Source organism: Pseudomonas cichorii, from assembly GCF_015471405.1.
GTDB classification, from domain to species: Bacteria; Pseudomonadota; Gammaproteobacteria; order Pseudomonadales; family Pseudomonadaceae; genus Aquipseudomonas; species Aquipseudomonas serbiensis.
This window is the reverse complement of record NZ_BLVZ01000020.1, coordinates 71,358-84,717: the sequence shown is the minus strand read 5'-3', so window position 1 is coordinate 84,717 and position 13,360 is coordinate 71,358. Positions and strand designations below refer to the sequence as shown.

Annotated in this window: 11 protein-coding genes and 4 tRNA genes; 10 read left to right on the top strand and 5 right to left on the bottom strand. The window is 59.1% G+C overall.

The window, feature by feature from the left end; translation table 11 throughout:
- Positions 1-5 precede the first annotated feature (5 nt).
- From JL015_RS25530 to JL015_RS25510, 5 genes are all read right to left on the bottom strand, one after another.
- Positions 6-1,979: a MacB family efflux pump subunit gene (locus JL015_RS25530; RefSeq protein WP_201020428.1), complete on the bottom strand. Its 1,974-nt coding sequence runs from the start codon at positions 1,977-1,979 to the stop codon at positions 6-8.
- A complete protein-coding gene (locus JL015_RS25525; RefSeq protein WP_201020427.1) occupies positions 1,980-3,152 on the bottom strand; it encodes an efflux RND transporter periplasmic adaptor subunit in 1,173 nt (390 codons plus the stop codon). It abuts the gene before it with no gap.
- Between the two features lie 201 nt (positions 3,153-3,353).
- Entirely contained in the window at positions 3,354-3,848 is a 495-nt protein-coding gene (locus JL015_RS25520) for a hypothetical protein (RefSeq protein ID WP_201002610.1), read from the bottom strand.
- Between the two features lie 175 nt (positions 3,849-4,023).
- Positions 4,024-4,440, bottom strand: coding sequence for a hypothetical protein (locus JL015_RS25515; protein ID WP_201002608.1), 417 nt, complete (start codon positions 4,438-4,440; stop codon positions 4,024-4,026).
- Positions 4,441-4,629: 189 nt separating this feature from the next.
- Positions 4,630-5,826, bottom strand: coding sequence for an amino acid aminotransferase (locus tag JL015_RS25510; RefSeq protein WP_201020426.1), 1,197 nt, complete (start codon positions 5,824-5,826; stop codon positions 4,630-4,632).
- Between the two features lie 344 nt (positions 5,827-6,170).
- On the opposite strand from JL015_RS25510, the gene uvrB reads away from it, so the two are divergent.
- The 10 genes from uvrB (at position 6,171) to JL015_RS25460 (ending at position 13,343) form a co-directional block, all read left to right on the top strand.
- Complete coding sequence (gene uvrB, locus JL015_RS25505; protein WP_201002605.1) at positions 6,171-8,186, top strand: excinuclease ABC subunit UvrB; 2,016 nt, start codon at positions 6,171-6,173, stop codon at positions 8,184-8,186.
- Positions 8,187-8,338: 152 nt separating this feature from the next.
- A complete protein-coding gene (gltX, locus tag JL015_RS25500) occupies positions 8,339-9,820 on the top strand; it encodes a glutamate--tRNA ligase (protein WP_201002603.1) in 1,482 nt (493 codons plus the stop codon).
- Positions 9,821-9,998: 178 nt separating this feature from the next.
- A tRNA-Ala gene (locus tag JL015_RS25495) sits at positions 9,999-10,074 on the top strand.
- Between the two features lie 85 nt (positions 10,075-10,159).
- Positions 10,160-10,235: transfer RNA gene (locus tag JL015_RS25490), tRNA-Glu, on the top strand.
- Positions 10,236-10,287: 52 nt separating this feature from the next.
- Positions 10,288-10,363: transfer RNA gene (locus JL015_RS25485), tRNA-Ala, on the top strand.
- Positions 10,364-10,408: 45 nt separating this feature from the next.
- Positions 10,409-10,484 (top strand) — tRNA-Glu (locus JL015_RS25480).
- A gap of 204 nt (positions 10,485-10,688) precedes the next feature.
- Positions 10,689-11,228, top strand: a complete 540-nt coding sequence (locus tag JL015_RS25475) for a TetR/AcrR family transcriptional regulator (RefSeq protein ID WP_201020425.1) — start codon at positions 10,689-10,691, stop codon at positions 11,226-11,228.
- A gap of 111 nt (positions 11,229-11,339) precedes the next feature.
- Complete coding sequence (locus JL015_RS25470; protein WP_201002599.1) at positions 11,340-11,798, top strand: acyl-CoA thioesterase; 459 nt, start codon at positions 11,340-11,342, stop codon at positions 11,796-11,798.
- A gap of 29 nt (positions 11,799-11,827) precedes the next feature.
- The gene (locus JL015_RS25465) at positions 11,828-12,787 is read left to right on the top strand and encodes a tRNA dihydrouridine synthase (RefSeq protein WP_201020424.1); all 960 of its coding nucleotides are present in this window, start codon (positions 11,828-11,830) and stop codon (positions 12,785-12,787) included.
- Positions 12,788-12,899: 112 nt separating this feature from the next.
- Positions 12,900-13,343, top strand: coding sequence for an Hsp20 family protein (locus JL015_RS25460; RefSeq protein ID WP_025260662.1), 444 nt, complete (start codon positions 12,900-12,902; stop codon positions 13,341-13,343).
- Positions 13,344-13,360: the final 17 nt, after the last annotated feature.

The following is a 13,360-nucleotide window of genomic DNA, read 5'->3' as shown; positions in this document are numbered from 1 at the left end:
ATAGATCATTCGCTGGTGAGGGCCGCAACCGGGTCGAGCCGGGCAGCTTTGCGGGCAGGCATGAAACCGAAGACCACGCCGGTCACCAATGCACAGGCAAAGGCCCCGACAACGGCAAACAGCGAAAACGCCACGGCGATCTTGCCGAGCAGCAGCGCTGCGCCCATGCCGAGGGCCAGTACGATGCCAGCCAGCCCGCCGACCACCGAGAGCATCACGGCTTCGGTGAGGAACTGACGCAGAATGTCGCCCTGGCGTGCGCCGGTGGCCATGCGGATACCGATTTCCCGAGTGCGTTCCCGTACGGTCATCAGCATGATGTTCATTACGCCGATACCGCCCACCAGCAGCGAGATGGCGGCAATCGAGCCGAGCATCAGCGACAGGGTGTTCTGGGTCCGGGCTTCGGCCTGGATCATTGCGGCGTTGTTGGTCAGTTCATAATCGTTCTTGCCGTTGTGCAGGCGCTGCATCAGGTCATTGATCGAACGTTCGGCTTCCTTGACCTTGCCGGCATCCTTGGTGGCGATGGCGATGTATTCCGGGTTCTGGGTACCGAACAGCCGGATGCTGGCCGAGGAGTAGGGGATGGCAATGCGGTTGTCGCTGTCCAGGTCGCCGGAACTGGCGCCTTTTTCCTGCAGGACGCCAACCACCTGGAAGGGCACGTTCTCGATCAGGATGTACTGGCCGATGGGGCTGGCCATATCCTTGAACAGCTTTTGCCGGACCTTATGGCCGATCACTGCCACGGCTGCTGCGTTTCTTTCGTCGGCTTCGGTGAAGTAACTGCCTTCGACCACCGGCCAGTTGAAGATGGCCGGGAAGTGCGTGTCGTTGCCGCCCACGTAGCTGGAGTGATCGGCATTGCCAAAGCGCACGCCTGCCTGTCCGCCATTGACCGGCATGATCATTTTCACCTCGGGCAGTTCGCCCAGTGCGGCGACTTCCTCCAGCGTGATGATGCCTTTGGGAGTGCGCGGGCTGGGGGACTTGCCGTTGAGGTAAATGATGTTGGAGCCGAAGGACGACATCTGCGCCATGACCTGACGCTTGCTGCCTTCGCCCACCGCCAGCATGACCACCACCGAGGCAACGCCGATCACGATGCCCAGCAAGGTCAGTGCGGTACGGAACCGGTTGATCCACATCACCCGCCAGGCGGCCTGGATGGCATCGAGCAATTCACCTTTCCAGGCGCCATTGCGGGTACTGCCTTCGCTCAGGCGCTGGCGCAGGTCGACGGCCTGCAAGGCGGCCGGATTGGTCGGGGCTTGTGCCTGCGGGTTGCCGGATGCCGTATCGCTGACGATCAGGCCATCACTGACTTCAATGACGCGCCTGGCGCGGGCGGCGACTTCCCGGTCGTGGGTGATCAGAATCACCACATGCCCCTGGCTGGCGAGTTCGTCCAGCAGGGTCATGACTTCTGCGCCGCTATGGCTGTCCAGTGCGCCGGTAGGTTCGTCGGCGAGGATGATATGCCCGCCATTCATCAATGCGCGGGCAATGGAAACCCGTTGCTGCTGGCCGCCGGAGAGTTGGTGCGGGCGGTTGCCGGTGCGCGAGGCCAGCCCCAGTCGGTCGAGCAGGGCGGCGGCGCGGGCATGGCGTTCAGCAGCGGGAGTTCCGGCGTAGATGGCCGGCATCTCGACGTTTTCCTGTGCCGAGCCCGACGGAATCAGGTGATAGCCCTGAAACACGAAGCCAAAGGCTTCACGCCGCAACCAGGCCAGTTCGTCGCTGTCCAGCCCTGCCACATCCTCTCCGGCGAACAGATATTGCCCGGAGCTTGGGCGATCGAGGCAGCCGAGAATATTCATCATGGTCGACTTGCCCGAGCCGGAGGCGCCGACAATGGCCACAAACTCGCCGGCATGGATCGACAGGTCGATCCCTCGCAGCACGTTGACCAGCGGGCTGTCGCCACCACCGTAGGATTTGCGGATATCCCGCAGGTCGATCAGCGGCGTTTGCATTCAGCCTCCGCTGCCGATGGACGGGCCGATCAACAGCCGGTCACCTTCATTCAGCCCTTCGAGAATCTGCACCCGCAAACGGTCGCTGATGCCGGTACGGACTTCACGGTTCTGTATGTCGCCGCTGGCGGTGAGAACCCGTGCGGTCTGCAGATCGGCCTGTGGTCCGCTTTTCAGGGCGGCAAGAGGAACGGTCAGGGTGTTCTGGGCGCTATTGGCGACAAAGAAGATCTGCGCGGTCATTTCCGCCATCAGTGCCTGATCGGCATTATCGACATCCAGCAACACGGTATAGAGCACCACGCGGCCGCTGCCGTTCTTGCCCGAGTTGCTCGGGCTGCCGCCACCCTGATTGGCTTGCTCCAGAGGCTTGGGCGGCACCGGGAGAATCTGTCGAACCGTGCTGTTCCAGCGCCGGGCACCGCCGCTCAAGGTGGTGAAGTAGGCGCTCATGCCGGGTTTGACATGGCCGATATCGGCTTCTGACACCTCGGCCCAGACGGTCATGGGCGAGAGGCGGGCGATGCGCAGGATCAGCGGTGTCTGCTGCTGGGCATTGAGGGTCTGGCCTTCCCGTGCATCCAGCGCGACCACGGTGCCGGACATCGGCGCGTAGATGCGGGTGTAGCCCAGCGCGGCTTCGTCACTGCGCAGGCTGGCCTGGGCCTGGAGAATCTGCGCCTTGAACATGTCGACCCGTGCCTGAGTGGCGCGAAACTCGGATTCGGCGGCCTGCACATCCTCGGCGCGAGTGGCACCACCGGCAGCCAGGCTTCTCTGACGCTGCTGTTTCTGCTGGGCCAGTTCGTGCAGGGCACGCTGCTCCTGAAGTTGCGCCTTGAGGTTCTCAATGGCATAGCGTGCGGCGTCGAGCCGGGCCTTTTGCGTGGACGGATCGATCTCCACCAGCAACTGGCCTTCCTTGACCTGATCGCCGACCTGCGCGTGGATCTTCATGATCTGGCCGGTGGCCTGGGAACCCACATCCACATAACTGCGCGGTTGCAGAGTGCCCAGCGCCGTCACGCTGCTTTGAATGTCGCTGCGGGTGACGAGCGCGGTGGCTGCATCGTTGTTGCCCGAAGGCATGATTTGCCAGGCGCATACGGCGATGACCGGAAACATGCACAGCGCCAGAAGGACGGCGCGTCCAGGGTGTCGAGAGCGTTTCATGCAGGGTTCCTGCTTGGAGAATTCAGCCCGTCGGCAGGCGACGGCCACGGGAACTGTCCATTAAACGAGGAGCGGGGGCGGGAATTTAGCGGTATGAGTCAGCAGGTAAGGGCGCCGTGTCTTTTGTCGGAAGGCTCCAGAAGGGGGGTGGTATGGGTAACAGGAGCCCATACCACCCAGGCTTTCTGTTTTGCGTCGCAATCAATAAAAAAGCCCGACATTGTCTTGTTTTCTACCTTCCAGCTTTCCCCAGGGGTCACTAGGGAGGTAGACCTGGACTTTCGTCGCCGTTGAATTACTGAAAGGGAGAGTGGCAAGTTGGGAGTTGGTATTAGTGGTTTTCCCCAGTAAACCATTGGCCACGGCGCGAACCAGAAGGTGCTCGCAGTTGTTGGCCCCTTTCAGATACATGGAGTGCCCGCCCGACACGGTCGGCAGGCAATAGGCGCACAAGATGTTTTTCGCATAGGCATTGGGTATGCCCATGATATGGAAGACTTCCGTACGGCTTTTCCATCTGTCAAAGGCATTATCGGCATAGCCCACATAGGTTGAGTTCTCATGGGTGTTATGAATGATATATATGCAGGCGGTGGTAGCCGGTGCCGGGTTACTTGAATTCGTGATGGTGGTGCCGCAGGCAGGTCCCATGTTCCATGCGTTCTGTGTCTGGAAGTAAAATTCTACTGTGGCCATAAAACGCTCCAATGCCTGACCTGAAATCAAAGAAGTGATACGCAGTTTGTAAATAAGGTGTTGTGTTGTTTTTCCATGCTCAAAGCGTTGCGGTTTTACAGGAGCACACTCATGAAAAAGGGAAGCCAGACTTGCGTCTGCTTCCCTTGTTGTCCTAATCGGCGTGCGCCAATACTTACTGCGACATCATGAAATGGATTTTGTAGTTGTAAGGTGCCGACCATTTCTTGGAAACGTATTCATAGCAGGCACCATCCGATAGTTGTCCGTAACCCTTGGCGCTGCTGGTGTATTGCGGGCCGGTCGAATATTCCTTGTGGCCTGCCTGGAATCGGCATCCGCCGGTGGACTGGCCGCTCGCATAATCAGCCTGCACATCGCTGCTGCTGAAGCCGGATGGCGCGATGAACGTGACGGTTTGATAAGGAGCCAGAGTGGACGGGAAGCCGCTGGTTGAAGAAACAAGCGTCAAGGTCTTTGGCGTGTTGTTCTGCATGGTGACTTCAATGACGGCCGCCATCGATGCCAGTGGGCTCAGCGACAGGGCCAGGGCTGCTGCAGTGAAGGGGAGTTTGAAAGATTTGAACTTCATGTAATCTCCGTATTGTCCTGAATACATTCTGATGCAGGCGATATCGCCTGCTTGTCCATGTGGGCTTTCATCCAGAAAACCACGGACAGATTAGCGGCCCTGCCGGAAATAACTTGAGGTGTTTTTTGCAGGTACAAAAAAAGGAAGCCGGATTCTCGCCCGGCTTCCCTTTCATGTTGCAGTGCAGATTTACAGCACTTGCTTGATCGCGTCACAGACCGCGTCGATGTTCTTCTGGTTCAGTGCTGCCACGCAGATACGGCCGGTATCCAGAGCGTAGATACCGAACTCGTTGCGCAGGCGTTGAGCCTGTTCGGCGGTCAGGCCCGAGTAGGAGAACATGCCGCACTGACGGCCGACAAAGCTGAAGTCCTGACCGGCCGGGTTGTTGGCCAGACGCTCGACCATGGCTTTGCGCATGCCGTGGATACGCACGCGCATTTCGCCCAGTTCTTCTTCCCACATGGCGCGCAGTGCCGGGTCGTTGAGGACCGCAGCAGAGATGATTGCGCCGTGGGTCGGCGGGTTGGAGTAGTTGGTGCGGATCACGCGCTTGACCTGGGACAGGACGCGGGCGGTCTCTTCTTTGGACTCGGTGATGATCGACAGTGCGCCGACACGCTCGCCGTACAACGACAGGGACTTGGAGAACGAGCTGGAGGCGAAGAAGGTCAGGCCCGAATCGGCGAACAGACGGACTGCCAGTGCATCTTCGTCGATGCCTTGACCGAAGCCCTGGTAAGCCATGTCCAGAAACGGTACGTGACCTTTGGACTTGACCACTTCCAGAACCTTTTTCCAGTCTTCCAGAGTCAGGTCGACGCCGGTCGGGTTGTGGCAGCAGGCGTGCAGCACAACGATGGAACCGTTCGGCAGGTTTTGCAGGTCTTCGAGCATGCCGGCACGGTTGACGTCGTGGGTCGGAGCATCGTAGTAGCGATAGTCCTGAACCGCGAAGCCCGCCGCTTCGAACAGGGCACGGTGGTTTTCCCAGCTTGGATCGCTGATGGCGACCACGGCATTTGGCAGCAGGCGCTTGAGGAAGTCTGCGCCGATTTTCAGAGCGCCAGTACCGCCGACGGACTGGGTGGTCAGCACGCGGCCGGAGGCGATCAGTGGCGAGTCGGCACCCAGCAGCAGTTTCTGCACGGCCAGGTCGTAGGCCGAGATACCGTCGATTGGCAGGTAGCCGCGAGGAGCGTGTTGTGCCACGCGAATCTTCTCGGCCTCGGCAACTGCGCGCAGCAGCGGAATGCGCCCGTCTTCGTCACAGTAGACGCCCACGCCAAGGTTGACCTTGGTGGTGCGGGTGTCGGCGTTGAATGCTTCGTTGATACCCAGGATCGGATCGCGGGGCGCCATTTCGACAGCGGAGAACAGGCTCATTGTTTGCGGCAGCTCTGAATGAAGAGTGAAGGGGAGTGCAGTGCATGCTCCGACAGAATGCGCCAGAGCGGTGCACAAACGGGGAGTCAGTATAAAGAGCATCCACTCCGGGAGCGACAGGGCGTAACAGGTTTTTTCAAGGTTTTTCCGGCTTATGGGACAACGTTCGTCTATTCGATAGGCAATCGATGACTTGAAAGATGAGTATATGGCTCCATCTACACTGCATCACTTCAAGCACTGCACGTCCTTCCCGGCGGGATCGGGCGTTGGCGGTGATTTCGTTTTTGCGTGTAGGCTCTGCGCAGACGAACCCTTTGCGCGAACGAATCAAGAGGTAGGTCATGTCCGAGTTTCAGCTCGTCACCCGTTTTGAGCCAGCCGGCGATCAGCCCGAGGCCATTCGCCTGATGGTGGAAGGGATCGAGGCCGGGCTGGCGCATCAGACCCTGCTGGGTGTGACCGGCTCGGGCAAGACCTTCAGCATTGCCAACGTCATTGCCCAGGTGCAGCGCCCGACGCTGGTCCTGGCGCCGAACAAGACCCTGGCAGCCCAGCTATATGGCGAGTTCAAGACGTTCTTCCCCAATAACGCGGTGGAATATTTCGTCTCTTATTACGACTACTACCAGCCTGAAGCCTATGTGCCGTCGTCGGACACCTTCATCGAGAAGGATGCCTCGATCAACGACCATATCGAGCAGATGCGTCTTTCCGCGACCAAGGCTCTGCTGGAGCGCAAGGACGCCATCATCGTCACCACGGTGTCCTGCATCTATGGCCTGGGCAGCCCGGAAACCTATCTGCGCATGGTCTTGCATATCGACCGTGGCGACAAACTCGACCAGCGGGCCTTGCTGCGCCGTCTGGCGGACCTGCAATACACCCGCAATGACATGGATTTTGCCCGGGCGACCTTCCGGGTCCGTGGCGATGTCATCGATATCTACCCGGCCGAATCCGATCTGGAGGCGATCCGCGTCGAACTGTTCGATGACGAAGTGGAGAGCCTGTCGGCGTTCGATCCGCTGACAGGGGAGGTGATTCGCAAGCTGCCGCGTTTTACCTTCTACCCCAAAAGTCACTATGTAACGCCGCGCGAGACGCTGCTTGAAGCGATGGAAGGCATCAAGGTCGAGCTTCAGGAGCGTCTGGAATACCTGCGCAACAACAATAAGCTGGTGGAAGCCCAGCGTCTGGAGCAGCGAACCCGTTTCGATCTGGAAATGATTCTGGAGCTGGGTTACTGCAACGGCATCGAAAACTACTCGCGCTATCTTTCGGGCCGCCCGTCGGGAGCACCGCCGCCCACGCTTTACGACTATCTGCCGCCTGACGCCTTGCTGGTGATCGATGAATCCCACGTCAGCGTGCCGCAGGTCGGCGCGATGTACAAAGGCGACCGCTCGCGCAAGGAAACCCTGGTGGAATATGGCTTCCGGCTGCCTTCGGCGCTGGATAACCGGCCCATGCGTTTCGACGAGTGGGAGGCGGTCAGCCCGCAGACCATATTCGTTTCGGCCACGCCCGGCAATTACGAGGCCGAGCATGCGGGGCGTATCATCGAGCAGGTGGTGCGCCCGACAGGGCTGGTGGACCCGCAGGTCGAGATTCGTCCGGCGCTGACTCAGGTCGATGACCTGCTCTCGGAAATCACCAAGCGTGTGGCGCTGGAGGAACGGGTGCTGGTCACGACCCTGACCAAGCGCATGGCCGAGGATCTGACCGATTACCTGGGCGACCATGGGGTGCGGGTCCGGTATCTGCACTCGGACATCGATACCGTTGAGCGCGTCGAGATCATCCGCGATCTGCGTCTTGGGGCTTTCGATGTGCTGGTGGGGATCAACCTGCTGCGTGAAGGCCTGGATATGCCGGAAGTGTCGCTGGTGGCGATTCTCGATGCCGACAAGGAAGGTTTTTTGCGTTCCGAACGCTCCCTGATCCAGACCATTGGTCGGGCCGCGCGTAACCTCAATGGTCGGGCGATTCTGTATGCCGACCGTATTACAGGCTCCATGGAGCGGGCCATTGGCGAGACTGAGCGGCGTCGTGAAAAGCAGATCGCCCACAACCTGGCCCATGGCATCACGCCCAAGGGCGTCATCAAGGACGTGGCGGACATCATGGAAGGCGCGACGGTCCCCGGTTCGCGCAGCAAGAAACGCAAAGGCATGGCCAAGGCCGCCGAAGAAAATGCCCGCTACGAGAACGAACTGCGTTCGCCCAGCGAAATCACCAAGCGTATCCGGCAACTGGAAGAGAAGATGTACCAGTTGGCCCGGGATCTGGAGTTCGAGGCCGCGGCGCAGATGCGCGACGAGATCGCCAAATTGCGCGAGCGGTTATTGGCAGTTTGATGGGGTATTGGGGCCGCCTCTGTCGCTGCCAAGGCCCCTCCCACTTCAGCCTTGTGCAAGTTTCGTGGGAAGGGGCTTGCCCGCGAAGCTTTTACCCGTGCTGGAGCGCCTGTTAAGATTCCGCGCTTGATCGATCTATTTCGGAATTTTTCATGACCACCGTTCGCACTCGCATTGCGCCATCACCCACTGGCGATCCCCACGTTGGCACCGCCTACATCGCGCTTTTCAACTACTGCTTTGCCAAGCAGCACGGTGGCGAGTTCATCCTGCGTATCGAAGATACCGATCAGTTGCGTTCGACTCGCGAGTCAGAGCAGCAGATTTTCGATGCATTGCGCTGGCTGGGCATTGAGTGGAGCGAAGGTCCGGATGTTGGCGGGCCTCATGGTCCGTATCGGCAGAGCGAGCGGGGCGAGATTTATCAGAAGTACGCTCAGCAACTGGTCGATCTTGGTCATGCCTTCCCTTGCTTCTGTACCGCTGAAGAGCTGGACCAGATGCGCGCCGAACAGATGGCCAGGGGCGAGACGCCGCGCTATGACGGTCGTGCCTTGCTGCTCTCCAAGGAGGAAGTGCAACGTCGTCTGGATGCAGGCGAACCGCACGTCATCCGCATGAAAGTGCCGACCGAAGGCGTTTGCGTGGTGCCGGACATTCTGCGTGGCGAAGTGGAGATCCCTTGGGATCGCATGGACATGCAGGTGCTGATGAAGACCGATGGCTTGCCGACCTACTTCCTGGCCAACGTGGTCGATGACCACCTGATGGGCATCACCCACGTACTGCGTGGTGAAGAATGGCTGCCGTCCGCGCCGAAACTGATTCTGCTCTATGAGTACTTCGGCTGGGACAAACCGCAGCTGTGCTACATGCCGCTGCTGCGTAACCCCGACAAGAGCAAACTGTCCAAGCGCAAGAACCCGACGTCGGTGACGTTCTACGAGCGCATGGGCTTCATGCCCGAGGCGATGCTCAACTACCTGGGTCGCATGGGCTGGTCGATGCCGGACGAGCGCGAGAAGTTCTCTCTGCAGGAAATGGTCGATAACTTCGACCTGTCCCGTGTCTCCCTGGGCGGTCCGATATTCGATATCGAGAAGCTGTCCTGGCTCAATGGCCAGTGGCTGCGCGAGCTGCCTGTCGAAGAGTTTGCCAGCCGGGTGCAGAACTGGGCGCTGAACCCCGAATACCTGATGAAGATCGCGCCCCATGTTCAGGGTCGTGTCGAAACCTTCAGCCAGATTGCGCCATTGGCCAGCTTCTTCTTCGCGGGCGGCGTGACGCCGGATGCGAAGCTGTTCGAGCACAAGAAGCTGTCGGGCGATCAGGTCCGCCAGTTGATGCAGTTGATCCTCTGGAAGCTTGAGTCCCTGCGTCAGTGGGAGAAGGACCCGATCACGGCCTGTATCCAGGCCGTCGTCGATCATCTGGAGCTGAAGTTGCGCGATGCCATGCCGTTGATGTTCGCTGCGATTACCGGGCAGGCCAGTTCGGTTTCGGTGCTCGATGCGATGGAAATCCTCGGTCCGGACCTCACTCGTTTCCGTCTGCGTCAGGCCATCGATCTGCTCGGTGGCGTTTCCAAGAAGGAAAACAAGGAGTGGGAAAAACTGCTGGGCGCCATAGCCTGATGCAGTAGAGGATCACTGTGCGCTCGCAGGGCAGGGCGCACAGTGGTCGATTCGACCTCGGTTTTTCGGGGGCGAAGCGTTAAGTGTTTGTTATGTCGACGAAAAATTTTCAAAAATGTTGAAAATAAATTTGACAGGTTAGCGACTCGCGCTTAACATGCGCCCCGTCCACTGATGTGGGGCTATAGCTCAGCTGGGAGAGCGCTTGCATGGCATGCAAGAGGTCAGCGGTTCGATCCCGCTTAGCTCCACCAAACAAAGAGTTTCAAGGTCGGCTACATTGCCTTGAAACAGTACGATGACCGGAACCAGCGCCGGTCATGTACGAAAGAAGGTTTTGTCCCCTTCGTCTAGTGGCCTAGGACACCGCCCTTTCACGGCGGTAACAGGGGTTCGAGTCCCCTAGGGGACGCCATTTTAAAAGAGTGATGCCGCAAGGTTGATCTCCGCCGCGAGGCGATAAATCAGGGGCTATAGCTCAGCTGGGAGAGCGCCTGCATGGCATGCAGGAGGTCAGCGGTTCGATCCCGCTTAGCTCCACCAATTTTGCCAGGGTTCGCTGTTAGCGAATCTGCTCGAAGGTTTTGCGTCCCCTTCGTCTAGTGGCCTAGGACACCGCCCTTTCACGGCGGTAACAGGGGTTCGAGTCCCCTAGGGGACGCCACGATTTCTCGCTCTGCGAGACCAAGGGTCATTCGATTATTGAATGGCCCTTTTGTTTTTTGGGCCTGTTTTAATTTCGCCCGCTCTGCTGCCACTTCCTCTTTTCCTTTCAGGCAACTTGTCTGTCTTCGGCAGATAAGCCGCGTTGCGCTTGTCATTCGGGATTATGCGAATAATATTATCTGCGTAATTTCTGGAGGTCGGCATGACAGATAAAAAAGCGCAAACTCGTGAGCGGATTCTCGATGCTGCCAGCGCGGCCTTGATCAGTCGTGGCCTGGAGCAGCCGAGCGTCAATGAGATCATGAGTGCTGCCGGGCTGACGGTGGGTGGTTTCTATGCCCACTTCGACAGCAAGGAGTCGCTCATGCTTGAGGCCTTCGCTCGACTGCTGAAGCAGCGACGGTCTGCCATTGCGCAAGTCGATGAGCATCTTCCCTGCCATGAGCGGCGTGCTTTGCTGGCAGCGTTCTATCTGTCACGCAAGCACCGCGACGCCACCGATGAAGCGTGTCCGCTCCCTTCTACGGCGGGGGACGTGCCGCGCTTGCCGGAAGGCTTTCAGGCGGCATTGGCCGAGCATGTGGAGTTGATGGTGGCGCAATTGTCCTCGAACCCTGAAGAGGCGGACAAGGCCCTGGCTGACCTCGCTCTGATGGTCGGCGGTCTGGTGCTGGCCCGTGCGCTGGGCACCGGAGAGTTGTCGGATCGTGTGTTGCGGGCGGCCAAGTCGGCAGTGGTTTAGACTGACCTTTGCCAACTTGTCCGGTGCAGCTGTGCGTAGGAGCGGATTCGTCCGCGAAGACGTCGGTGCAGGGATATAGAGGGCATTCCCTTCGCGACAACAGGAGCAAGTATGGTCTGGGATCGGGCAACGCCTTTTGTGATCGACCTCAATGTGGCAGCCGATGATATCGATGGCCTGGGACACGCCAATAACGCGGTGTATGTTTCCTGGCTGGAGCGCTGCGCCTGGCGGCATTCCCAGCATCTCGGGCTGGACCTGAGCGAGTATCGGCGTCTGGACCGGGCCATGGCGGTGGTGCGGCATGAAATCGATTACCTGGCCAGCGCCTACGAAGATGACGAACTGCAACTGGCCACCTGGATTGTCGACTGGGACAAGCGTCTGAAAATGACCCGCTGCTTTCAATTGAGGCGTCCGGTGGACGGCGTGACCCTGCTGCGCGCCCAGACCACCTTTGTCTGTATCGAGTTGTCCAGCGGCAAGCCCAAGCGCATGCCCGGCGAGTTTATTGAGGGTTATGGGGCTGCCATGTCGGGCGACGTTCCAAATCCCGCCGCCGGGCAGTAAACTGCCGGACTTTTTTTCGAGTGTGACCCATGCAAATTGCTCTGGCGCCCATGGAGGGGTTGGTCGACGACATCCTGCGTAATGTGCTGACCCGCGTCGGCGGCGTTGACTGGTGCGTGACCGAGTTCATCCGGGTGACCGAGCGGGTCATGCCTGCCGCCTATTTCTACAAGCTGGCCTCGGAGCTGCACACTGATGCCAAGACAGCGGCAGGTGTGCCGTTGCACCTGCAATTGCTGGGTTCGGACCCGGTGTGTCTGGCAGAAAATGCCGCGTTTGCCTGTGAGCTGGGCGCGCCGGTGCTGGACCTGAACTTCGGCTGCCCGGCCAAGACCGTCAACCGATCTCGTGGCGGTGCGATCCTGCTCAAGGAGCCTGAGCTGCTGCACTCCATCGTCAGCCATGTGCGACGTGCTGTGCCCAAGGGCATTCCGGTCACTGCCAAGATGCGTCTGGGTTACGAAAATACCGACGGTGCCCTGGATTGTGCGCGAGCGCTGGTGGATGGCGGTGCCGAGCGGATCGTGGTTCATGCCCGGACCAAGGTCGATGGCTACAAGCCGCCTGCCCATTGGGAGTGGATTGCCAGGATTCAGGAAGTGGTCAAGGTCCCTGTGGTTGCCAATGGCGAGATCTGGACGGTGGATGACTGGCGGCGCTGCAAGGAGATCTGCGGTGCGCGTGACATCATGATCGGTCGCGGGCTGGTGGCACGCCCGGATCTGGCCCGGCAGATCGCTGCGGCGAATGCGGGTGAAGAGGTTGTCGAGATGACCTGGGCCGAATTGCAACCCATGCTGCGTACGTTCTGGAAGGATTGTCTGGCCAAGATGACTCTGATCCAGGCGCCTGGACGTCTCAAGCAATGGCTGGTGCTATTGACCAAGAGCTACCCGCAGGCGGTTGTCATGTTCGATACCCTGCGCCGCGAAACGGACTGTGACCGGATCAGTGCATTGATCGGTTTTTCTCCCGACGAACGGTCGTAAACGCTGTAAAAAACGGCTCTTGAAATCTGCAGGGCAGACCTTAATTTGGTGGTTAAGCGATACCGGATACGGATCGCATGACTACCGTCTCACTGATTAAGGAGAACCATTTATGGCAACTGCATTCTCTTTGGCCCCACTCTTTCGCCATTCAGTGGGCTTCGACCGCTTCAATGACTTGTTCGAGTCCGTGGCCCGAAATGATTCAACCAGCAGTTATCCGCCTTACAACGTGGAAAAGCACTCCGACGATCACTATCGCATCGTGATTGCGGCTGCCGGCATGCAGGAAGAGGATTTCGAACTGCAGATCGAAAACGGCGTGCTGACCGTCAGTGCGGGCAAGCGGGGTGATGAAGTCGAAGGTATTACCTATCTGCACCAAGGCATTACCCGGCGAGAGTTCAAGCTGTCCTTCCGCCTGGCGGACCATATCGAAGTCAAGAATGCCAGCCTTTCCCACGGCCTTCTGAATATCGATCTGATCCGGCTGGTGCCTGAAGAGGCCAAGCCAAAGCGTATCCCCATCAATCAGCAGAAAGTTCTGCAGCATTAATGTCAGGTACAGGAAGG